20 protein-coding genes and 1 tRNA gene are annotated in these 22,729 nt (G+C 51.5%); 7 read left to right on the forward strand and 14 right to left on the reverse strand.

The genetic code is table 11. The annotated features are described in order from the left end of the window. Positions 1 to 367: 367 nt before the first annotated feature. On the reverse strand, positions 368 to 568 hold the full coding sequence (locus tag ACWI0H_RS11425) for a hypothetical protein (protein WP_092490835.1): 201 nt from the start codon (positions 566 to 568) through the stop codon (positions 368 to 370). A gap of 523 nt (positions 569 to 1,091) precedes the next feature. Then, positions 1,092 to 1,412 (reverse strand): hypothetical protein, encoded by a 321-nt coding sequence (locus tag ACWI0H_RS11430; protein ID WP_485873519.1) that lies wholly within the window; start codon positions 1,410 to 1,412, stop codon positions 1,092 to 1,094. A gap of 140 nt (positions 1,413 to 1,552) precedes the next feature. Between ACWI0H_RS11430 and ACWI0H_RS11435 the strand changes: the two genes are divergently transcribed. Next, a complete protein-coding gene (locus ACWI0H_RS11435) occupies positions 1,553 to 2,854 on the forward strand; it encodes an IS1380 family transposase (RefSeq protein WP_035565795.1) in 1,302 nt (433 codons plus the stop codon). 114 nt (positions 2,855 to 2,968) lie between these two features. On the opposite strand, the gene ACWI0H_RS11440 is transcribed toward ACWI0H_RS11435, so the two are convergent. Next, a complete protein-coding gene (locus ACWI0H_RS11440) occupies positions 2,969 to 3,547 on the reverse strand; it encodes a hypothetical protein (RefSeq protein ID WP_485873520.1) in 579 nt (192 codons plus the stop codon). A 596-nt stretch (positions 3,548 to 4,143) separates the two neighbouring features. On the opposite strand from ACWI0H_RS11440, the gene ltrA reads away from it, so the two are divergent. Next, the gene (ltrA, locus tag ACWI0H_RS11445) at positions 4,144 to 5,013 is read left to right on the forward strand and encodes a group II intron reverse transcriptase/maturase (RefSeq protein ID WP_485873521.1); all 870 of its coding nucleotides are present in this window, start codon (positions 4,144 to 4,146) and stop codon (positions 5,011 to 5,013) included. A gap of 5 nt (positions 5,014 to 5,018) precedes the next feature. Here the strand turns inward: ltrA and ACWI0H_RS11450 are convergent, their stop codons facing one another. From ACWI0H_RS11450 to tnpA, 4 genes are read right to left on the reverse strand one after another with little or no spacing between them, the layout of a single operon-like run. Further along, positions 5,019 to 5,288 (reverse strand): hypothetical protein, encoded by a 270-nt coding sequence (locus ACWI0H_RS11450; protein ID WP_062375866.1) that lies wholly within the window; start codon positions 5,286 to 5,288, stop codon positions 5,019 to 5,021. Further along, positions 5,278 to 6,915 carry an IS66 family transposase gene (gene tnpC / locus ACWI0H_RS11455; protein ID WP_172416382.1) on the reverse strand — a complete coding sequence of 546 codons (1,638 nt, stop codon included), beginning with the start codon at positions 6,913 to 6,915 and terminating at the stop codon, positions 5,278 to 5,280. Before tnpC ends, ACWI0H_RS11450 begins: the two co-directional genes overlap by 11 nt. Before the next feature lie 28 nt (positions 6,916 to 6,943). Further along, complete coding sequence (gene tnpB, locus ACWI0H_RS11460) at positions 6,944 to 7,288, reverse strand: IS66 family insertion sequence element accessory protein TnpB (protein WP_004578760.1); 345 nt, start codon at positions 7,286 to 7,288, stop codon at positions 6,944 to 6,946. After that, a complete protein-coding gene (tnpA, locus tag ACWI0H_RS11465; RefSeq protein WP_172416383.1) occupies positions 7,285 to 7,575 on the reverse strand; it encodes an IS66 family insertion sequence element accessory protein TnpA in 291 nt (96 codons plus the stop codon). The genes tnpB and tnpA overlap by 4 nt, the downstream gene beginning before the upstream one ends. Positions 7,576 to 7,683: 108 nt before the next feature. Between tnpA and ACWI0H_RS11470 the strand changes: the two genes are divergently transcribed. Next, positions 7,684 to 8,151, forward strand: a complete 468-nt coding sequence (locus ACWI0H_RS11470) for a group II intron maturase-specific domain-containing protein (RefSeq protein WP_485873522.1) — start codon at positions 7,684 to 7,686, stop codon at positions 8,149 to 8,151. A 72-nt stretch (positions 8,152 to 8,223) separates the two neighbouring features. On the opposite strand, the gene ACWI0H_RS11475 is transcribed toward ACWI0H_RS11470, so the two are convergent. Continuing rightward, positions 8,224 to 11,022: a hypothetical protein gene (locus ACWI0H_RS11475; RefSeq protein ID WP_050714167.1), complete on the reverse strand. Its 2,799-nt coding sequence runs from the start codon at positions 11,020 to 11,022 to the stop codon at positions 8,224 to 8,226. A 189-nt stretch (positions 11,023 to 11,211) separates the two neighbouring features. Between ACWI0H_RS11475 and ACWI0H_RS11480 the strand changes: the two genes are divergently transcribed. After that, entirely contained in the window at positions 11,212 to 11,838 is a 627-nt protein-coding gene (locus tag ACWI0H_RS11480) for a tyrosine-type recombinase/integrase (protein WP_050713459.1), read from the forward strand. Between the two features lie 147 nt (positions 11,839 to 11,985). On the opposite strand, the gene ACWI0H_RS11485 is transcribed toward ACWI0H_RS11480, so the two are convergent. The 3 genes from ACWI0H_RS11485 to ACWI0H_RS11495 form a co-directional block, all read right to left on the reverse strand. Further along, positions 11,986 to 13,182, reverse strand: a complete 1,197-nt coding sequence (locus ACWI0H_RS11485; protein ID WP_050713457.1) for a DUF3800 domain-containing protein — start codon at positions 13,180 to 13,182, stop codon at positions 11,986 to 11,988. Between the two features lie 501 nt (positions 13,183 to 13,683). Then, positions 13,684 to 13,774: transfer RNA gene (locus ACWI0H_RS11490), tRNA-Ser, on the reverse strand. A gap of 49 nt (positions 13,775 to 13,823) precedes the next feature. Next, the gene (locus ACWI0H_RS11495; protein WP_133732840.1) at positions 13,824 to 15,530 is read right to left on the reverse strand and encodes a potassium/proton antiporter; all 1,707 of its coding nucleotides are present in this window, start codon (positions 15,528 to 15,530) and stop codon (positions 13,824 to 13,826) included. A gap of 152 nt (positions 15,531 to 15,682) precedes the next feature. On the opposite strand from ACWI0H_RS11495, the gene ACWI0H_RS11500 reads away from it, so the two are divergent. Both ACWI0H_RS11500 and ACWI0H_RS11505 read left to right on the forward strand, forming a co-directional pair. After that, positions 15,683 to 16,819, forward strand: a complete 1,137-nt coding sequence (locus ACWI0H_RS11500; RefSeq protein WP_485873523.1) for an ABC transporter substrate-binding protein — start codon at positions 15,683 to 15,685, stop codon at positions 16,817 to 16,819. Between the two features lie 40 nt (positions 16,820 to 16,859). Next, positions 16,860 to 18,245, forward strand: coding sequence for an exonuclease domain-containing protein (locus ACWI0H_RS11505; protein ID WP_485873524.1), 1,386 nt, complete (start codon positions 16,860 to 16,862; stop codon positions 18,243 to 18,245). Positions 18,246 to 18,280: 35 nt separating this feature from the next. Here ACWI0H_RS11505 and ACWI0H_RS11510 read toward each other — a convergent pair whose 3' ends face one another. The 3 genes from ACWI0H_RS11510 to ACWI0H_RS11520 all read right to left on the reverse strand — a co-directional run bounded on the left by ACWI0H_RS11510 (position 18,281) and on the right by ACWI0H_RS11520 (position 22,115). Beyond that, a complete protein-coding gene (locus ACWI0H_RS11510; protein WP_485873525.1) occupies positions 18,281 to 19,084 on the reverse strand; it encodes an alpha/beta fold hydrolase in 804 nt (267 codons plus the stop codon). 41 nt (positions 19,085 to 19,125) lie between these two features. Then, positions 19,126 to 19,794 (reverse strand): 7-cyano-7-deazaguanine/7-aminomethyl-7-deazaguanine transporter, encoded by a 669-nt coding sequence (locus ACWI0H_RS11515; protein ID WP_133732844.1) that lies wholly within the window; start codon positions 19,792 to 19,794, stop codon positions 19,126 to 19,128. A gap of 347 nt (positions 19,795 to 20,141) precedes the next feature. Further along, complete coding sequence (locus tag ACWI0H_RS11520; protein WP_485873526.1) at positions 20,142 to 22,115, reverse strand: propionyl-CoA synthetase; 1,974 nt, start codon at positions 22,113 to 22,115, stop codon at positions 20,142 to 20,144. Positions 22,116 to 22,406: 291 nt separating this feature from the next. Here ACWI0H_RS11520 and ACWI0H_RS11525 point away from each other — a divergent pair, with 291 nt between their 5' ends. Continuing rightward, positions 22,407 to 22,727: an ArsR/SmtB family transcription factor gene (locus ACWI0H_RS11525; protein WP_022523354.1), complete on the forward strand. Its 321-nt coding sequence runs from the start codon at positions 22,407 to 22,409 to the stop codon at positions 22,725 to 22,727. The last annotated feature ends 2 nt before the right edge of the window (positions 22,728 to 22,729 follow it).

Here is a 22,729-nt window from a genome sequence, read left to right on the forward strand (position 1 = left end):
TCAAAGCGTTTGACGAGTTTTAAGTGCGCAAAAAACTGTATTCTCACTTTGTAGTGCTCGATAACGCCAGGATACACCTTTCAGGCAAAAAGTCGTTGAGTGAATGCACACCGTTTGCATATGTTCGACCTACTCGCCAGAGTTGAATCCTGAGTGAGATATTGAGTCGTCAGATGAGGTATGTAAAGCCACTGTTAAGCGCTTTCCTCTCATGTGATCGCATCTGTGATGAGATACACCGGCCATTGAGTAGCTATGGAACTGATCATGCAATTAACGTTGAATGAGCGCTTGCTAGGACAGTATTTATTTTGGGGGCAAGCGATTCAAAAGCCAGTGAAACGCCAAGGAATGAAGTGGCGGTTTATCAAGGTCCTCTCGAAACTGGTTCCAGATCATGACTAACGAAACAATTATTAAACTCATTAGCATAGCTATAAGCCCCCATTTGTTCATCACTTATTTCTCCGTCTTGCGCTGCCTTTATATAATTTCGAGAAACCTGCAGGCCATTTTTTTCGGCAGCGCTCATATCAAGCGCCTCGATATCGTCATCCCATTCGTGCATGCTTAAGACCTCTCAGGTAATTTAACAAACTTTTTCATGCGCATGCGAGTTTTATCTGGGAAGCCCTACCTTGCCAAAAATCATCTAATCCACTGATATAAATGGGGTAAATACCATTTCCTGCTAGTAAGGCTCGTTAGAAAAATGCGCATGCACTTCAACATTATCACCCGTCTCTGAAAATTGCGCATAAGCATAAAAACTCTGATCATAAGCAATTTTTTATATGTATTTGCAAGATTATCCTCTGGCAATACAAGCCTTCACGTTACAGCCCTCCCCTCTGCTTTACCGATCAAGTGAAGCAGAGGGAGTTTTTCTTCACGAAAATAGACCTTTACTCAGCTCTGAAAGGGATGGCTTGATCAGCCAGCAAACTTCCCTTTAGAAGGCAAGAATCGGCCAGGAGCTGCCTTTTAGTCGTCTCTGATATAACGCGAAGCTTTGCGGCAGTTTATGAGCTGCAAAGCAGAGGAAAAACTGTCCGGCAACAGCGACTGGTTAGGTTTCGATCTCATTAACTTCAGTTGATATCTAAAGCGAAAGAGAGCTCTTCCTGTATATTTTCATTCTGACCAGACGTACCAACACGGGGGTTCACTCCCCACTGAGTTGTATGAACCAGCAAGTTGCGCTCTTCTGATACAGACATAAACGCAAAACGCGCGATTGTTCCAATTACTTTACGATCCCGTCTCTCATAAACCTTTTGCCAAACTGGAGAAAAGCGTTCAATTAGATCGTTCATTAAGCGGTCGACAGATTGAAGCAAATGCGCGTCGCTTTCACGGACGAAGATGCGATCCCCCGGGTTAAAGATTTTCGATACATCAAGGGCGACCATTCCTCTGTTCCTCGCCCCCATCTTCTTATGTAACACCTCTTCTAACCCGGATTTCTCACAGGGTATAAAAGAAAGCGGCTGAAAGTGCTATGATTTCAAGAACCTAACCAATCCATCAAGCACCAACAGCCGCTTCCAAAATGGTACCTGAAAAGCTGACCTTCTCGCCACTCTCACGCCGCCAAATTGAAGCCGACTTCTCCGGGGGCCACATTACGTCGGACGCCGGATTACTCCTGCTTCGTGAAGTCGATAAACAGCATCGCCTGACACGCCGCTTGGCCGCCGTGCTTCATGATCCCCGCGCACCGGAACAGGTTCGTCATAAGCTCGACACTTTGGTTCGTCAGCGGGTGTTCGGTGTCGCCGCTGGCTATGAAGATTTCAACGACCATGAGGCCCTGCGCTATGATCAGGCCCTTCAGACAGCGCTCGGTGAAGAGGATACGCTGGCAGGCAAGTCGACGCTGTGCCGGGTGGAGCAGAACGCCGATCGGCAAGCAATAGTGAAGGCCCATGAGTTGCTGTGGCATCACTTCATTGAACAGCATGACGAACCACCAAAGGAGATCGTGCTGGACTTTGATGGCACCGACATCCCCGTGCATGGCGAGCAACCCGGCAAGTTCTTTAACCGTTATTACGATCACCACTGCTACTTCCCACTGTATGTCTTCTGTGGGCGCCACTTACTGGTGAGCTATCTGCGCACCAGTGACCGCAGCGACAGCCGCCATAGCTGGGCGATCCTCGCCTTACTGGTACGCTTTATCCGTCAATACTGGCCCGATACGCGCATCGTGTTACGAGGTGATAGCCACTTTTGTCGTCCCCGGATGCTGAACTGGTGTGATCGGCATCACGTCGACTACATCGTGGGAATCGCCAAGAACAGCCGGCTGCTCAAGGAAGTGGACGTCCCCATGATGCTGGTGCGCAAGACCCAATGGCAGGTGGGAGGGAAAGTAGCGGGGACGTTCCGCTTCCAGTATCAAGCCCACTCCTGGAAATACTCACGCTGGGTGGTGGCCCGCCTAGAAGAAGGCGAGTTAGGCTCTAATCCCCGGTTTATCATCAGTTCCCGTTACGATGATGGCTTCAAGCTTTACTACGAGCAGTACTGTGCCCGGGGTGACATGGAGAACCGGATCAAGGATCAACAACTGAGCCTGTTTGCTGACCGGACCTCCAGCACGCACTGGTGGGCCAATCAGTGGCGGCTGATCTTGTCGGGCTTCGCTTATACGCTGTTCGAGCGGTTACGGACTTATCTGAAGCACACGCCCTTCGCGCGCATGAGTCCGAGCAACCTGAGGCTCAAGCTCATCAAAGTAGGCGCGGTCATCATCCGCAATACGCGTCGAATCCGAGTACTCATGAGTGACAGCTACCCCTATAAAACGGCGCTATCCGATCTCGTCAGGCGGTTGGTTCCTAACTGACTGCTCGGGCGCCCCCGGCCCGAAGCAATGGGGGAAAGGGGGAAGTGTGTCTGAACGCCGGAAAGTGGTTAAAAAGTAGCCGATGTAAGTCGAGCCAGTAGGTGTTTAGCGGTGTTACAGCCTGAGTGCGGTACTGGCTGAGGTACTATGAGAAATCCAGGCTAACTGGCGTGAGGCTTTTCTGACGTTCTTCTCAATCTTTCTCTCAGATGTTACACGCTTGCATTCGACCCAAATTTTGTTGCCGCCAAATAGCACCCCGGTATCTGACGGCGCATCGAGAATTGCAGATGCGCCTCGAACTGGAGCATGGAGTCTTGCCGCAACCAACGCCTCAAACAGAAAGTTCCTAGCTGTTGTGGAAGCTGGAGTTTCCTCCTCTAAAGTTATTGGCCCATTCACTGCTTTATTGAGCTTTGCGCCAATGCCTCCAAGCTTTGCGGCAGGAATATCTTTAAAGGCTTTGTAGACGCTCACAAAATCGTGAATTTCCAGCATCGAATTCACAAAGCTCGGAAAGATCCTTTTTCCCTCTTCAATCGAAGCTGTTCTATATGATTCAGCCCAATAGCTGACAAGGCTCTCGTAATGCGATGTCCGTCCAGCACCAAGATTGACACCAATTTTCTGCATCCATTCGAGGGCAGATTCATAGCTTTTTAATGTATCTTCATATGACTCGGAGTCGATCATAATATCGAAAACCTAACGCCGCGCTCTGCGGCAAGTTTGGAGCGCAGCGGAAAACTTGTCCGACAGCAGCGCTTTGTGTACGCCCAGCATGGGCATGAACTAATGAGGTGGAAGTCCTCTGTAGGAAGATCACCGCCTCACCCTGATATTCAGGATAGTAGGCGACAACTACTAGCGAATGGCAAGGGCAAGACCGCGAGGTCTTGTCTGGAGGAAGCCGGACGCAAAACTGCGAGCTGATGAACAAGAACATCATACGAGGCGTAGGCTGGAGGCGAGTTGGCACAAGACAACGAAGCCAGGTGATCTAACGGCCACCGTAAATGATGCAGCAGTGCAGTGAAAGTTCATGCGCTTATCTGGGGAGATCTGCTTAACCAGCGATCGGTCAGCTAACCAGTCAGGCTCTGGTCTATAAGTGCCTGGGCTTTTCAGCCTCATCAACTGAAAAGAGCAAACCGATGAAAACCGATAGCGCGAACTGGGGCAACCCTGTGCGTGATTAAGCAGAGGTCAGCAGAAGGCATAGTAGCCAAATGCCTGCCGTAATGGGCAGGACAGGGTGAAGGCCTGAACATTCAGTAAAAGGAGGAGCCTTGTCACACTTGAATACGCGAATGCCGAACGGCAATGACACGACTCAGCGTGCTGACTCGAAGCCAGCCTTTAGCAGCGATCTGTTCGAGCAATTTCTTTCGCCTGCCAATTTACAGCAGGCATGGAAACAGGTTCGAGCCAACAAAGGGGCCGCCGGGGTGGATGGGATGACGATTGAGGCCTTCCCAGCCTGGGTGAAATCCGGTGAGTGGGACGAGGTAAAAGACCTGCTTCTTAGTGGTCGCTACTACCCACAACCGGTTAGGCGTGTGGAGATCGACAAACCCGATGGCGGCAAGCGATTGCTGGGTATTCCAACGGTGATTGATCGAGTTATACAACAAGCCATTGCTCAGGTGCTCACCCCGATCTTCGACCCGACCTTCTCACCCAATAGCTTTGGGTTCAGGCCGGGTAGAAATGGACACCAAGCGGTCGAGCAGGTGCAACAGATCATCAAGCAGAAACGGCGTATTGCTGTAGATGTCGATCTGTCCAAGTTCTTTGACCGAGTGAATCACGACCTGCTGATGTCGCTACTGAGCCGACGGGTTCATGATAAGCGATTGAAGCAGCTGATCGCTCGGTATCTACGAGCTGGGTTTATCGATAACCAGCTCTTCCAGGAGACGCGAGAAGGTGTTCCGCAAGGGGGGCCTCTGTCCCCTCTGCTGGCCAACATCATGCTCGACCCTCTGGATAAAGAACTGGAAAAGCGTGGCCACCTCTTTGCACGCTATGCCGACGACTTCATCATTCTGGTCAAAAGCCAGCGTGCCGGAGAAAGGGTGCTGAAAAGCATCACCCGCTTTATAGAAGACCGCTTGTCACTGGTGATCAGCACCGTAAGCGTTCATCCTACGACGTAGTTGACCTACTTCACGTCACGCAGAGGCCTAAGTAACTCCGGCGAGACCTTGTACTGTTTCCTGCCTTCCTCGCCCAGCACGATCACACTCTTGCGGTTGATCTTGGTGACGATCCCCAACACCGGTCCTTCTCGGCCTTCGAAGGTCACTTTCAGACCAACCCGCAACCGACTCAAGGCTTGCAGGGTTTCCTGTTCTTGCAGTTCATCAATGCGCTGGCAGATGTACTGGTTCAGTTCCAGCAACTCGTCGATGCTCATGTCCTCAATGCGCATGGACGACCTCCACCGGTGTGAGTTGCGTGGCTTGTCGGTCCGGATGACGGGGATCGATCAGAGCCCGTAGCGGATTCTCGGCGAACCGGATTTTCCAGCGCCGTGGAGTCAGGTTCGCCACTTCACTGGCGGGATGCTGACTGACGCGTTGCAGCACGTCCACCAGGTAAGTGTAGGGGTTAATATCGTGCAGCTTGCAGGTGCTGATCAGGCTCTGGATGATGCCCAGGTGTTCCGCGCCCAGTTCGGTCCAGCAGAACATCCAGTTTTTCTTGCCCATTGGAATGGGGCGTAGCGCCCGTTCCAGGTGGTTGGTGTCTGGCTGCACGTCCGGGTTTTCCAGGAACACGGTCAGGCTCGCTTCGCGACCGAGCACGTAGTTCAGGGCCTTGGTCAGCGGGTCGCTGGGCACGAGGCCGCCTTGTGCCAACTGATCCCGGCACCACTGGAAGAAGTCGCTGACCACCGGTTTCGAGTGATCCAACCGGTACTGGCGTTTCTTCTCGCCAGTCAGCCCCTGGGTTTTGATGGCCTCTTCATTCCGGTACACCTTGGCGATCTGTTGCAGCGCGTTGGTGACTGTCTCCGGGTGATCTTTCTGTGCCTCGATAAAATAACGGCGACCATGCACCCAACATTGGGCATGGGTGACGCTCTCCTGAGCGGCAGCGTAGCGGGCATAGGCCGCGTAGCCGTCACTGATCAGGGTGCCGCTGAACGATTCGCTGAGTACTTCTTCGATATGGGCACGCCCACGGCTGTTCGAGTAGGTGAACACCACCTCGTCGGCATCGCCGTATAACGGCCAGAACCAGCCGGTTTTCATCTTGCCCTTTTGCGGGCCGGCCCGGCCCTGATGACCGGCTTTGATGGGCGTTTCATCCATGGCCAGCACCCGACTGCGCAGCACATTGTCGGTCTGGGCATCCACGATGGGTCGCAACAGGTCGATGGCACGCTTGACCAGGTTCGTCAGGGTGCTGCGACTGACGGTGATACCGGCCTGCTGGATGCGCTGGTGTTGACGATACAGCGGCAGGTGGAACTGGAACTTGTCCACCAGCAGCCCGGCCAGCAGGCTGACGTCGGCCAGGCTGTTGTCCAGCACGTTGAACGGAGCCAGAGTCGTCACCGGCTTCTCGGCCCCCTTTCGCCGGAACACCGGGCGTTCGCACTTAAGCACCACATAACTGGAGGCACGCTGGGCCAGCCGGTAGGTGGTCTTGCTACCGATCACTTCGTACTGGTCAGCCTCCGGCCCGGTCAGTTCCGGTGGCAGGTGCTCAATGACCTCCATCGGCACATCGGCGGTAAAGCGCAGACCGGAGTCATTCAAGCAGTCGTCGTCCCGCTGCTTTTTGCCGGTGCCGCGCTGATAGGCCTTGATGGTGCGTTTTTCTTCGCCAGCAGGCTGCTCCGGCAGCGGTGCTTCATCGGGCTGGAACAGGCTGTTCTGGCCCGGCAGATCAAACACCTGCTTCTCGGACTTGGGGCCGAACAGCTGCTTCTTGAACCAGTCCAGCTGGCGCTGCAGGATCTGGACCTGCTCACGCAGCAGTGCATTCTCATCGGCCAGAGCCGAGGAGGACGATGCATTGGGACAAGGATCAGAAGCCGTTGAATTCATGACCGATATTATACCGGAAGTCCGTCTTCTATACCCCTCGAAAACGCTTGAACTGGCGGTATTTCTGCACCTCAATGCCATCGATCAGCAGTTGCAGATCCGTCAGGGTCAGGGCTCGCTGCCCCGAGGCAGATAATGGCACCCGGAACTGCCCCTGCTCCAGGCGCTTGGCCCACAGGCAGTAACCGGTGGTCGTAAAATACAGCATCTTCATCTGAGTCTTGCGGCGATTGACGAAGACGAAATACTGGCCGCTGAGAGGGTCGTGCTTCAACTGATTCCGGACCAGGGCACTCAGGCCCCGGAACGATTTGCGCATATCGGTGGGCTCGGTGCACAGCCAGATCCGGGCCTGACTATCGAGCCCGATCACCCGTTCTGGCTCAGCCGCAGTTCAACGCCATTGCCCAGGCTGAGCACAATGTTCCAGCCTGGGCCGGAGGATTGCGATGTGTCCATCAGTGACGACAAATCCAGAAAGCTGGCTTCACCGGATCCAGCCGAATCATCGGCCGACGGATCAGACAGGCGCTTGCGCCAGTTGCAGAAACTCGCGTAACCAATGTTCTCTTGTTCGCAGAACTGCCGAGCTGACAGACCACTGTCACGCTGCTGATTGACCAAAGCCTGCCACTGGTCGGGTGTGCGGTGCTTTCTCATGGCGATAACCTCGTGTTGGAAACTGTGAGGTTACTTTAGGGCGAATTTTAGCGGGGTGGCAGAACGTCGCGGAATGGACGCTTACTCAGCACCGACAAAAGTCAGGTAGTGAGTGTCAATGAAAGCAAGTTCTTGGGCTTTACCTTCAAGAACGGGCGAATCAAATGGCACCCGAAAGCCCTGCTGAAATTCAAGCAGAGAATTCGGCAGCTCACTAACCGAAACTGGGGCGTCAGCATGAGATACCAGCTCTTTAAGACCAGCCAGTACATTGCGGGCTGGATCAATTACTTTGGCATCGCCAACTGTTATCAAGAGTGTTACGAGCTTGATCACTGGATACGCCGACGAATCCGTATGGCCTATTGGCGGCAATGGCGGAAACCCCGCACCAAGGTAAGAAACTTAATCAGGCTGGGTGTTCGAGTGCAGGCTGCCGTTGCCTGTGGCATCACCAGCAAAGGCCCGTGGCGCAGCTCCAAAACGCCGGGTATTAACCAAGCATTATCGGATGAATACCTGAAGAAAGCCGGTTTGGTATCACTGCGCGATGGATGGATCAAGCTTCACTACTGAGTGAAACGCCCTGTGCGGTTCCGCATGCAGGGTGTTGTGGGGGCTGGGGGCTAGACACCCCCGGCTACCCGATTAGCATTCGGAGAGTTCTTTCAACCGAAGCTCCAGGTCGGCCCTATATTTTTCATTGGAGCAATTTTCAATTGCTTCCCGAAGTTCTCGAGTTGCATTTTTATGATCATCGAGTTTTATATAGCAACTACTAAGCAGGTCATGATAGATAGATATTCTTGCAGATGCTTTATCATCGCTTTTTGCTGAAGAAAAACACTCTTTAGCACTGGATAACGCTTCTTCATAGTTACCTTCCCCTAGCTCTAAGTGTGCTTTTGCTTTCTCATATAATAACCAATGATTTACTTCTTCCTCGGGAACTTTCATTATTGCTATTATTGATTTTTCTGGTTCCAAACCTATGTTATATGTTTTTGCCACGCATCTTCCATCATATGAGCGGAGCTGTTCACTGCCGCTAATTTCATTTGCAAATGATAAAGCCGAATCAATCAATAACTTGGCAAGCCTCACGTTATTTTCTCTTCCGGCTGCCACTGATGAATTGGTAAGTGCTTCACATGCGCTTACCCATTGCCTTTTTTCAACTTGATTTGGCGGGATAGCTATTAACTCCGGTATGGATTCTGCGATTCTGACGCACGCAATGCTATGCTTATATCCAAACATTGATGTAAAAGAGACGAATGCCTCATAAAATTGACCTAGGCCTTCTAAGGCCGACAGAGATATCACATCAGCCAGCTTCTTTACTAAATCTTTTTTTTCATTAATCTCTCGAACAATTTTTCCATATGATCTTAATCTAGCAAGAGCAGCTAATGAGACACGGAGGGGGACTGAAAACAGTTCATCTTGGATAAATCCTAGTAGAGTTCGCATAGCTTTTTCACCAGCGTCCTTTACATCTTTCTCTACTCCATTTTGAGTTCCTAAGTGAGCAATCTGTCCATAAGTTGCATGCCATTCAGGCTTTAACACTAGCAGTTGGTTGAATGATTCTAAGGCTTCAGTATACATTCCTGAACGTCTAAGAGACTTACCTTTATGATGAAGGAGCTCCAGTTGTATCTCTTCAGATATATTTTTATTTAGGAGATCGTCATATAAATTGGCGCAGTCACTATAATAGCTTTTCCTCTCCTCGTTATCATCAATCGTATACGAATGAATTTCCTTAGCGTCTATAACGCTCTTAATCTTTTGTAAACTATCGTTCTCGGTAAGAGCGATTTCATGTATCTCACTATGAAGCTCTACTTTTATATCTCCTTCTAACTGCAGTAGGGAGTAATGTAGCCAGTCAATATCTCTAGATCCACGTCGCTGATGCTCTTTGAGTATAATATCGGAACACAAATGTATCTGTCGAAGAAAACTTGGAGTCATATCACCGGCATTTGATGATATATAATCCTCAACCGAAGAAACTAAAAGTGAGCTATTTAATTCGTCTTGAACAGCAATAGATATAAGCTCATGAACTCGAAGAACTCCAGGTGTATTCTCGGGAACAAGAATTGACAACTTTTGCAGAGAATTGCATCTTAGAACACCAATGTATTTCCTCAAAAATTCAATATCATGAGAATTTATTCCTGAATTAGCTATTTTTTTTAGCGCATCAAGAGAACTTTGAGGCAAGCTAGAAAGAATTTTCCTTACAATTGATGCGCCACTAGAGTCATCGACCAACTCTGGTTCGTCTAGAATTTCCCTATAGATAGTTTCTTTATCGATTCCCTGTTCATCGCCTAGCTTTTTGGTCATCGAGAGAATTAGTGGTGAAAAACGGCATCTTGATATGAATTCTCTGCATAACTCAGAGGCTGAAGAACCTGTTTCCCCTAGTAGTTCGAGGGCACTATTTATCGAGAATTGTGGAATAGAGAGGTATATTGAACTTTGCGGCACAGAAACTTGAGAAGTAACTAGAACAACCCCTCCTTTTTCAAACCCCGACCTCAATTCTTCAAAATCACTTTCTTCAAGGCCGGATCCAAAATTATCGATAACAAGGATAGATTTTTCAGAATTAAATAGCCCAGCGACATTAACTGGCGCCCCACCTCTACTTCTATGCACAGAACTAAGTGAAGTATCTCGATTCCAATCCTCACCTCCAATCCAAATATAATTAGGCAAATTTAATTCATTTCTTCTGACGAAATCGATAGCCGACTGGGTCTTCCCTGACCCGCTGATTCCATGTAGTACGCAAACACTGTTTCCAGTATTAAAGTGATTGCTAATGGCATCGTTAATCTCATCAGTGTATACATATTCATCACAAGCGTTTGGTAATTTCCCAAAGTACTCATAATTATCCATATTTTGAGAGAACGTTGGAAAATATTGTTTGTAAAAATCGGCAGCGGCCGGATTGTTTATTGACTGCTCATATACGCCTTTAGCAAGCTCTCTTGCATCGATTATTATGAGCCGTTCCGCGTGTTGCTGACCAATCTGTGTAGCATTAAACTTTGCGCGAAAAGATGAATTCTCTTCTTGATTACTAATAAGGTATATCTTTTCTGGAGCGGAGTTGCCTTTATGGCCCAAAGCATGACGTATATCTTTATTTATTTTTGAATAAACAGGTGAATCTTTTTTCCCCGAATAATCGAAGTAGCCTTTCTCGGCACTATATTCTCCGACAATCGAAGAGTCATCAGAAAATGTGTCTACTGTGTAACCCGAAGGCATGTAATCCTTATTTAGACCATGGTGAATTAGAGTCTGTTTTTCACGCTGAGAAATATAGTTATGACCAACCAGTTCAATTCCTGTTGCGTCTAAGCAGGATATCTCTTCGATTAGTCCTTTAATTATTCTCTTCTTGATATGCTCAAACAATTTTCTATAGTCCCTATTTTGGATTGGCTCAAAGTACCGCTTACATTGAGGTGCTAACACTGATGAACCAGCATGCCGCGTTGGCTGGATGGGTCGCTTTGGGTCGGGCCCAGACCGCAAATTAACCTTAGCATATAACAAGCGTGAATTGAGCCATTCTTTGACCTCCACCTGATGGAGGAACATGCTATGAACGTTGTGACTGAAATCTCCCGTACACCTACACCCTGGAATAAAGGCAAGTTAGTTGGGCAGAAGGCGCCTCTGCGACTTCGAGATATCTGGGCCATACGTGTGCGCCTACAGCTTGCCAAAAAGACGAGAGACCTTGCCCTCTTCAATTTAGCCATCGATAGCAAGTTACGAGGCTGCGACCTCGTCAATTTACGATTACGAGATATAGCCCATGGTGCGTGCATATCTCCACGAGCCATCGTGATGCAGCAAAAAACGCATCGACCTGTCCAGTTCGAAATAACCGAGCAAACCCGTATCGCTATTGTGGACTGGATAAAGCTTGCTCAACTCAGAAGCGAAGACTTCTTGTTTCCCAGCCGCATTAATAGCACAAAGCATCTGTCCACGCGCCAATATGCCCGTATCGTGAAAGCCTGGGTCACCGAAATAGGTTTAGATCCTTCAAGCTATGGCACGCACACAATGCGCCGCACCAAAGCGTCTCTGATATACCGACGTACGAAAAACTTAAGGGCAGTACAGCTGCTCTTGGGTCACACGAAGCTGGAAAGCACCCTCAGATATCTAGGGATAGAGGTAGATGACGCGCTGGAAATGGCAGAACAGACAGAGGTTTGATGAGGATAAACGACGGCCTGTTGGGCCGTCTTTGTCCGGCTATTAGCGGCCAAAAGCGGCCTTTTAGTAGGCGCTGATATAACGCCTCAATAACCGGCGCAGCTTTGCTGCGTCCGGCGCCTGAAAGGCGCGTAGTTAATTGACTTGTTAAGTGTTCGCAACATCTGGATTCGGGATGGCTTTTTCTAAAAAGAACGGCGTATAGTTTGCAGCATTCAGACCACCATCATGTACTGTGCCTAAATCCTCTGGCGTTACATCCATTGTTGGCCATATTTTATTGTGGCCGATAAATCGATCTAAATTGAGCTTGTTAAGCTCTAAAAATAAGTAATCCTCGGTCTCGCCGCGACTAACTCCTGCAGCCCAGTATGAAAATGAGCTAGCTATGATGTCTGCTACCTGAATTTGTGAATAATCTTTGGAGCTAGCGAACTTTAAAGACTTTCCTTTAAGAGGGAGGTTATATTTCCTTCGATCGTAACCAAGCTCCACCTCGTCCTGAGTCCAGTCCATAAATTGTGCAAACAAGAGTCTTTGCTTTTCTATGCTATGAGAATCATCATGAATGATATGAAAACCTTTCGGATATGCGTCTCCCCATTGAGCGCAGTGACTAAACAATGCTGGTATTGATGGATCTAAGGAAAATTTGTCAATTCCGTTAAGAGCATCGTGGATACAATTTTTCGTAGCTATAATAAAGTCAATGTCTTCTTTAAAATCCTCGCTAGACGAAGACTCTTTTACCTTTTCAAGACTGCTGTAAAAGTTGTCAATATCGTCCTGCTTTTGGTCTCGAATCATTACCACAAAGGATTTGTACATAGATTGAACCATATCCTTGTCACAAAATGATGGCAAACAGTAATAAAGCATGTTTGAAAGAGCGATATTCCTTCCGTTTAAATAGAGGTCTTCGCCCATCAGGTGTAACATGTGCTCGACAAGAAGATCGACGATCTTAGTTGTTACCATGAACTCCTTTAAAAATATGTTTATTTTCACATTTTTTGTATTTAGTAACTGGCTACTCATTAACCTAATGATGCCATCCTGACCAGATTTTCTCCGTTTCAGATTTTTGAAATGTGCTTCATGTGGAGAATTGGAATCTACAAGAGCTAGCAGTTTCTCAGATTCCTTTTCAGAAAATACACAGCTAGATAGAGTGAAAACAGGCTGGTCTGGATCAAGTAGATTCGAGCCTGTATTTCCTGATTCATCAAGAAAGATCGTTGGGATTTTTTGCTTTTCGCGCATGGCTAAATCTTGCTTTTTGTTCTGCAGATGCTTTTTCGCCTTTTTTTTGGCATCTCTCTTAGATTTACTATTCTTGCTCATAAGATCCTTGATACTTAACAGTGATTATAAACCCGTCCACATAACCTCAATAAACCCGACGGCGCGTTTATTGAGATAATACAGCCCTTTATTAACAATCTTTCTCATTGATATTAAAAAAATTGATTATAAATAGGCTGCATAGAATAGATTATCGTACCAGCCGCATAACACAGCAGAAGCAGCATGCCGCTTCTGACGGGATGTCCGCTCAGGGTCGAAATCTGTCTATGGCAAATACTCATAATTCTTAAGACTACAATAAAGATGTCTGCAGTCTGTGTCATCTTTGGAATAGCAGATTAGGACTGTCATGTGGGTGAAGCTTTGGGAAAGGATGCTCAGTGGTATGCCTGTAGACGCCTTCATGGATAGAAGAACTGTCCATAGGCGTCCCAGTCGTTTCGAAGAGAGCCAATTGCAAGGTGTGGGTCAAAGTGTGGGTCAAAAACCTTCAGGCAACAAAAAAGCCGCTGAAATCAGCGGCTTAGTCGTAATACTTGGCGGAGGGACAGGGATTCGAACCCTGGATAGGCTATTAACCTATGCCGGTTTTCAAGACCGGTGCATTCAACCGCTCTGCCATCCCTCCGGCTTATGGGTGCGTATAATAACAGCTTTCCCTTGGAAGTCAATGCCTTTTAGTACAAACGTAAACCGACGCGGGTAATCTTTCCGCCTTCCATATCGCTGACCACCCAGTGAATGCCATGCCAATCGACGTCGTCCCCGATTACCGGGTGGCCACCCACGCGCAGGGCAATAAACTCCGCCAGTGTCATCTCCTGCTCACCGGGGCTGAGCGTTAGGCCATAGGCTTGGGCGATATCCTGCATTTGTGCGGTGCCATCCAGGGTAAAGGTACCGAAGAAGGCGCGCTCCTGCTTGAGCTTGGCATCGCCATTGAATAATCGGTTGAGCGCGTACAAGTCCTCTGAGCGGCCGATCACGCAAATCACATCACCCAGCTTCAAGCGCGTGCTGCCCTTCGGGTGCAGCATGGCGTGGTCGCGGAACAGCGCTGAAATCAAAGCACCTGATGGAAAACGCAGCAGCCGAATAGGCACGTCCTCTAAATCCTGGTTCTCGACCCCGTACACAAACAGCTCAAAGTCGTTTTCCGGCAGGATGCCCAGCGGGCCGCGTCGGTTAGGCACGGTGCCTACCGGCACTTCCACCTTCAACCACTTGGCCATCAGCGTCAGCGAGCCGCCCTGAATCAGCAGCGACATCAACACCACGGCGAAGGCCACGTTAAAGTAGAGCGAGGCGTTTTCGACCCCACCGATGACCGGGAATATCGCCAGCACGATAGGCACCGCCCCTCTCAAGCCCACCCAGGCAATAAAGAAGGTTTCCCGCCAGCGAAATTTAAAGAACGGTTTGATGGTGATCAGCACCGCCAGCGGGCGGGCGATAAAGATAAGCGCCAGGGCCACCAAACCCGCGGGCAACGCCACGTCCCATAGCTCACTGGGCGTCACCAGCAGGCCAAGCACCAGGAACAGACCGATTTGACTTAACCACGCCAAGCCGTCGTGCACCGGCAGAATAAAGTTAAGGTGGCGTCCGGGCTGGTTACCAATCATCAAACCAGCAAGGTAGATCGCCAAAAAGCCGCTACCGCCAAGCACGCTGGTTAAACCAAACACGCTGAACCCCAGCGCCAGCGCCAACATGGCGTAAAGGCCCGGGGCTAAATCGAGCCAGCGCAGCAGCTTGGCACTCAGCCAGCCGCCCCCGAGCCCGACAATCAAACCAATACCAAACTGGGAAATGAAAAACAGCAGGGTTTCAGTGGGGCCGCCAATATCACCCACTAGCAGCTCAACCAGCATCAAGGTGAGGAAAATTGCCATCGGGTCGTTGGTACCCGACTCAATCTCCAGCGTCGCCCCTACCCGCTCGTTGAGATTAACACCGCGACCGCTGAGCATGGAGAAAACCGCGGCGGCATCGGTTGAACCTACGATGGCGCCCACCAGCAGGCCCTGCACTATTGTTAGGTCAAAAATCCACATCGCGATAACGCCAACAATGGCGCTGGTGATAAAGACACCGAAGGTCGCGAGGGAAAGCGCGGGTTTAAAACCCACCCGGAAGGTTTTGAGGCGGGTACGTAAGCCACCGTCTAACAAAATCATGGCCAGTGCTAGATGGCCGATGGCAAAGGCCATGGAGTAGTCATCAAACTCAACGCCCAACACGCCCTCTTCACCGGCTAGCATGCCTAGCCCAAGGAAGATCAGCAGCAGCGGCACACCCATCATCGACGATAGACGGCTGGCCAGAATGCTGAGCGCCATTAGCGAACCGCCTACCAAAAAGAACGTATAAATTGCGTCCATGACTCTCCGTCTCTACATCAATACAGCGCTATTATTGCATGTAACCGTTGAATTTACTGTCTCTTCTCAGCGTCCCCTTATACTCAAGGGGCTGGTCAGGAGCTTTCCCAGGCGGCTACACTTCGCCGTTACAACCCCTGGAGTTTCTGACTATGTTGCGTTGCCTCTCACGCTGTTGGCACCCTATTCTGTTGAGTCTCATCGTTACCTTATTGTTTTCTAATTCAGTTATTTACGCAAATGAAGAGAGTGAAGAAAGCCCTCAAGAAACGCCCCCACTGACGCTAGATACAGACGTGGAGGTGCCGGAAGCATTTTTGCGAACCGATGACAGCGAAAGCGTCGAGGAAGTGCCCACCATGGCGCAGACCCCGGCACCGCCGCTCGAACCACCGCCGGTTAAACACATTACGCTAATGCTGGATTGGTACTTGAGCCCGCAGCACGCTGCCTTGGTGATTGCTAAAGAGCGGGGTCTATACGCTGCCCAGGGCCTTGAGGTGGAGATTCAGTCACCGGCCGACCCTTCCATCGCTATCAAGCTGCTAACCGTAGGTGAAGTCGATTTGGCGCTGACCCGCCAGCCACTGCTCCATCTACATGTCCATAACGGTGCGCCGATCACCCGGATCGCGACATTGATCGAAACCTCACTAACGGCGGTCATCGTGACGGGCGAAGAGCAGGCGGAAACTGAAAATACCTTGGCAGGGTTACACTACGGTTATACCACCGGTGAAGGCCGCGACCTGAGTATTCCGCGCTTACTTCCCCGCTCGGTACAGCAAACCGATGATTTTAACCCGCCTATCAACCTGCACTTCGATCCCATTCGAGCCATGCGGGAAGGTCAGATTGATGCGGTCGCCGATGGCTTTTACCACTACCTTCCCCAGCAGTTGGCGACTGAAGGCATTAACACCCACGTCATTCGCTTCGATGAGCTAGACATTCCTCGAAATGACGGCCTGGTGGTGTTGGCTAATAGCGATACGCTTGCCCGCCGCGCTGATACTTGGTCTCGCTTCGTGCTTGCCCTTGAGCAAGCCAGCCACTGGATTATCGACAACCCTGACGCCGCCTGGAAGCTGCTGATTAGCGCGCACCCTGTGCTCGAAAATGACATTAACGCCAACGCCTGGGAAGATATCCTGCGTCGTATGGCGCTGAGCCCCGCGGCACTAGATAGCCGCCGCTACGCTGGTTTTGAAACCTTTCTAAATAAAATGGGCCTTACTGACGCAACGCTACCCGTATCGCGTTTAGCCGTAGATCCCCACGCTTTATAACCACGTATTGATCGCTTTCCATCCACTACCATGGCGGCCCATGAGCGAAACAGCTTTAATTTTTGTAGACGTTGAAACCACCGGCACCCGGGCGACGCGGGATCGAATTACCGAGATAGCCGCTCTCAAAGTCGTTAACGGTGAGCTGGTGGATCGTTGGACGAGCTTAATTTACCCAGAATGCAAAGTGCCCGGGCAAATCACTCAGTTGACCGGAATTAGCGACGACATGCTGGTTGATGCGCCACGCTTTGTACACATAGCCGAATCATTCCGGGAGTGGTTGGGCGACGGGCAGTTAGTAGCCCACAATGCGCGCTTTGACTACAGCTTTTTGCGCAACGAATTTAAGCGCGCCGGCCAGGATTACCGTGCATCTCTGATATGCACGCTGCGTTTATCAAGGCGGATAGCGCCCCAAGAGCGCCAGCACAATCTAAAAGCGCTGCTTAACCGCTACGGTATTACACCCACCCGCCATCACCGTGCCGAAGACGATGTCGATGCGCTGTGGTCGCTCTGGCAAGCGTGGCAGGTTGAGCATAGTGATGAAGCGTGGCAGCGCCTGCTGGGCGATGAGCGTCGCCACCGCACGCTGCCTGCCCACCTGGATAGCGCGCAGCTGGAAGGGTTGCCCGCCTGCCCTGGGGTTTACCTGTTTTACGGCCACAATCGGCTGCCCCTGTATGTGGGCAAAAGCATCAACCTACGTAGCCGCGTGCTGGGGCACTTTCAGCGCGACCACCAAGACGACAAAGAAATGCGCCTCGCCCAGCAGGTGCAGCATATCGAGTGGGAAGAGACCGCTGGCGATTTAGGCGCCCAGTTGCGTGAAGCGCAGCTGGTTAAAACGTTGATGCCGATTATGAACCGGCAACTGCGCAAGCAGCGCAAGTTAACTACCTGGCACTGGGCAGAAGGAGCCGACCACCCTGAGCTGCTCAGCGGTAACGCTCTAACCCAGCCTCTAGGCGGCACACTGTATGGTTTGTTTAGGAATGCGCGGGAGGCCAAGAACGCCTTGCGCGCTATTGCCGAAGAGCAGCAGCTCTGCCCTCGGGTGCTGGGGCTTGAAAAAGGTAAGGGGCGCTGTTTTGCCAATCAGGTGGGCAAGTGCCGTGGAGCGTGCAATGGTCAGGAGTCGATAGCAGCGCATACCCAGCGGGCACAGGAAGCACTCACCCAGCTTCAGGTCAACGTGTGGCCCTGGCCGGGCAGCATTGCTATTGAGGAGAAGTCGGCGGGCGCGACAGCGTCTGCATGGCATGTCGTTCGCCAATGGTGCTATCTGGGCAGCGCGACTAGTTTTAACAACGCGCAAACGCTTGCGGACACGCCCGCAAGCTTCGATGTGGATAGCTACCGAATTTTGAACCGTTTCTTGCGTTATCCAGAGCAGCACGGCTTAACGGTCACTCCGCTCTGATTAGGCTGCGCTTGTTTGTATGATTGCGCGTGCATCTACTGGGCGTCGACGAACGCCTCGACCGCCTGCTGAAAGGCTTCCGGCTGGTCGGCGTGTAGCCAGTGACCGGCATTTTTAAGCGTTACCACACGAGCGCGGGGCAACACCTCACGCAGCGCGGGGATCATATCGTCAGCCACGTAGTGGGAATCGCCACCGCGCAGCACCAGCGCCGGGCCCTCATAGGGTTGCTCGCCGTCAGGCACGCCGATGATATCGCTATAACCGCGTTTGATCTGATCTAAGCCTACCCGAAGCGCCATGACGTTATCGTCATTGCGCACCAGGTTGGTGGCCAAGAACAGCCGCGTAGGCCGGAAATCCACATGCTCGGCCAGCAGGTCATCGGCTTCACGACGATTTTTGGGCTGCCCTTCTCGTACGCTGTCCAGCGCGGCGAACACATCATCGTGACCATGCTTATAAGCCACCGGAGCAATATCTGCCACGATTAACGACGCCACCCGCTCCGGCGCCAGGCGCGCCAAGCTGATCGCGACTTTGCCACCCATGGAGTGCCCCAGCACGTGAGCGCGCTCGATCGAGAGCTTATCAAGTAGCGCGACAACGTCATCTGCCATGGTGGCGTAGCGCATTCCCTCTGCATGGGGCGAGCGGCCATGGTTACGCAGATCCAGCGCGATCACCCGGCGGCTGCGCTGCCACACTTTCAAGTGCGAACGCCAATTATCGGCACTTCCCAGCAAGCCATGAATCACCACCAGCGGGGTGGTATCTGCGGCGGCTTCTTCGGCGGGCATATCGATAAAATGGAGATCTACGGTGGCAACGTCAGTCATGCTAGCTCCTAAGCCTTGCGGTCTCTGTGATGTTTACGCGATTACGCCGTGCGGGGCTCGGCGTCCACCTGGCCGGTCCAAACCACCAAGCGGCGGGTTAGCCAGGCAAGCAGCAAGCCATACAGCGGCAGGAAAAACAGCAGGCTGATAGCGAGCTTGATCGCGTAGTCGACGGCGGCGATTTCTACCCAATTGGCGGCCATAAACGGGTCTGGGCTGTTATAGAACGCCGCTGAGAAGAATGCAAAGGTGTCGGCCAGGTTACCCAACACCGTTGAGCAAACGGGCGCCACCCACCATGCCCACTGGCGCAAGCGGTCAAACACTTGAACATCCAGCAGTTGGCCAATCACATAGGCCAGGAAGCTGGCGAGGGCGATACGGGCGACAAACAGATTCCACTCCGAAAGAGCCTCAATCCCGGCAAAGCTGCCGCGGGGAAATACCACGGATACCACATAGGAGACCAACAGCGCGGGAAGCATAACGCGCAGAATAATCGATCGAGCCGGCCCTTTACCAAACAGACGCACCGTGAGGTCGGTGGCTAGAAAGATAAACGGGAAGCTAAACGCGCCCCAGGTGGTATGAAAGCCAAAGAGCGTAAACGGTAGCTGAACGAGATAGTTACTGGCGGCAATAATGCCGATATGGAAAGCCACCATCACCATTAGGCAACGGCGGTGCTGAGTCTCACTCAATGCAAACATGCGGGTAGACCTTTTTTTAATAGAGAAGAGGGGTTAGGGAACCCTCGGGGTAGTCAGCGCATTCGGTCAGCTTGTAACAAAACCCTACGCCATTCTGGGGAGCGCATTATACGGCTTCTGCATAATATTAAAAGCTAAGCTATGCAAGCTGCCACCCCCTGGCAATCTGCATGCAATCGTGGCGAGGGCAGGTTTCCGCGAGGGCGCTGTGAACCCATCCTTGGGCGCTACTTTCGCCATCTGACCGCCATGGATGGCGGAAATGCCGGAATTGTCGGGAACACTTTCCGGCCATGGCTAAAGACCCTCGCTTCAATCTGCCCTCGCACTTGGCTAATTTAGTCGCATCAATCCAGCGGTGTGGCTTTGTCCGCAGCGCCTACCGAGCGTTCGCGCATGGCGGCGTGAACATCGGCAAGGCTGGTGGGGTCATCAATGGTCGAGGGAATACCAAACTCTTTGCCGTCGGCAATCGTACGCAGCAGTTTGCGCAGAATTTTACCCGAGCGGGTTTTGGGTAAGCGGTCAACCACTAACACCTGTTTGAAGCAGGCAATCGGGCCAATATGCTCGCGAACCCGCGCAATCAGTTCGGCCTCCAATGTGGCTTCATCACCATCAAAGCCATCTTTCGGGATCACCAAGCCGATCGGCAGCTGCCCTTTTAGATCGTCATGAATCCCAATGACCGCGCACTCAGCCACCGCAGGATGAGCACCGACCACCTCTTCCATTTCACCGGTTGAGAGTCTGTGCCCTGCCACGTTAATGACGTCATCGGTGCGGCCCATGATGAACAGATAGCCTTGCTCATCAAAATAACCGCCATCGCCGGTTAGGTAGTAGCCGGGGAATGCCGCCATATAGGCACTATGAAAGCGCTTTTCGTCGCGCCATACGCCGGTCAAGCAACCAGGTGGCATGGGCTGTTTGATCACCACACTACCCTGCTCCATGGGTTTGGCCTGCTCGCCGTCGCGGTTGAGCACTTGCACATTGAAGCCAGGAACGGGGAACGTTGCGGATCCCGCCTTGGTGGGCACAGGCTCTATACCGGGCAAGTTAGCGGCGATGGGCCAGCCGGTTTCAGTTTGCCACCAGTGATCAATCACCGGCACGTCCAAAACGTCATCCAGCCAGTGAAACGTGGGTGGATCGAGGCGTTCACCGGCCACGTAAAGATGCTTTAGGCTGCTGATATCGTAGTTCTGTAGCAGCTTGGCATCGGGATCCTCTTTCTTAATCGCGCGAAACGCCGTGGGCGCGGTGAAGAAGCTCTTCACCCGGTACTCCTCGATTAACCGCCAGAAGCTGCCCGCGTCGGGGGTTTTTACCGGCTTGCCCTCGTATACCACCGTGGTGCAACCCACTAGCAAGGGGGCGTAAACAATGTAGGAGTGCCCGACGACCCAGCCCACATCCGAAGCGGTAAAGAACACTTCACCGGGCTCCATTGCATAGATCGCCTGCATCGAATAGGCCAGCGCCACCGCGTAGCCACCCGTATCGCGCATAACGCCTTTGGGTTTTCCGGTGGTACCTGAGGTATAGAGGATATACAGCGGGTCGGTTCCCTTTACCGGCACGCACTCAGCAAATGGCGCCTTGGCAACCAACTCTTCCCAGTCGTAATCGCCCTCCTCCAATTCAGCCCGGTGCGCTTCACGCTGATAAACGACACAGGCATCCGGCTTATGGGCGCTTAATTCAACGGCTTGGTCTACCATTGGCTTATAGGGCAATACCTTGCCCAACTCGATACCACAGGAAGCGGCAACCACCACTTTAGGCTCGGCGTCTTCAATCCGCGCCGCCAGTTCGTGGGGGGCGAAGCCACCAAATACCACCGAGTGTATGGCACCAAGCCGGGCACAGGCGTACATGGCCACCATGGCTTCGGGGATCATCGGCATGTAGATCACCACACGATCGCCTTTGTTAACGCCCAACTGCGCCAGCGCCCCTGCAAAATGCGCCACTTTATCGCGCATTTCGCGGTAGCTAATGGTCTGCTTAGCCTTTGCGGCAGGCGAATCCCAGAAAATCGCCGCCTGATCACCACGCCCATTTTCGACATGATAATCCAGTGCCGCGTAGCTAAGATTCATTTCACCGTCGCTAAACCAACGGGCATGCGCTGTCCCAGCGCTCTGCTCATCGTAGCTGAGGATGGTTTGAGGCGGCGTGTACCAGGGAATACGTTTGGCCTGTTCGGCCCAGAACGATTCAGGGTGTTCGATGGAGCGTTGGAAGGTGTGTTGGTAGTGGCTCATGGTGTCCCTATCTTTTTTGTAGTAACGCTTAAGGAAGATTGTTGACACTGTATAAAGGAAACCGACACTTCGCCCTCATACTATGGGCTAAATAGCGACCAAAGCGGTAGACAGGCACCGACATTGTCGACAAGATGACGAATTACTACCATTGATTAATCGTTAAACAGCAGCTTGGACAAAACTCACTAAATTACTGATCATTGAATAAATAATCTTCGCGACGCGACGATGCCGTGACAACGAATAACACTGTTTATAAAAACATACTTATAAAACAATGTTTATAAATAATGCTTATAAAAACGCTGAAGTAACAGTGTAGGCAAGGAGATCATTATGTCTGCTTCTACAAGCGCCGCTACACGCCTGCTTGAACATAACTGTCGCGCTATTGAGGCGGGAACCAACCTGCTAAAAGCGTTGGCTAATGAAAAACGGCTGCAAATCCTCTGCCTGCTTGCCGAGAAAGAGCTGTCAGTGACGCAAATTAATCAACAACTCGCGTTAAGCCAGTCGGCACTTTCGCAACATCTGGCTATTTTGCGGCGTGATGAGCTCGTCGATACCCGACGGGAGTCACAAACCATCTATTACTCGTTAAGCAGCGAAAGTGCCAAGGCCGTGATTGATACCTTGGCACACCATTACGCCGCATAACG

The organism is Halomonas sp. NYA30, from assembly GCF_976980765.1.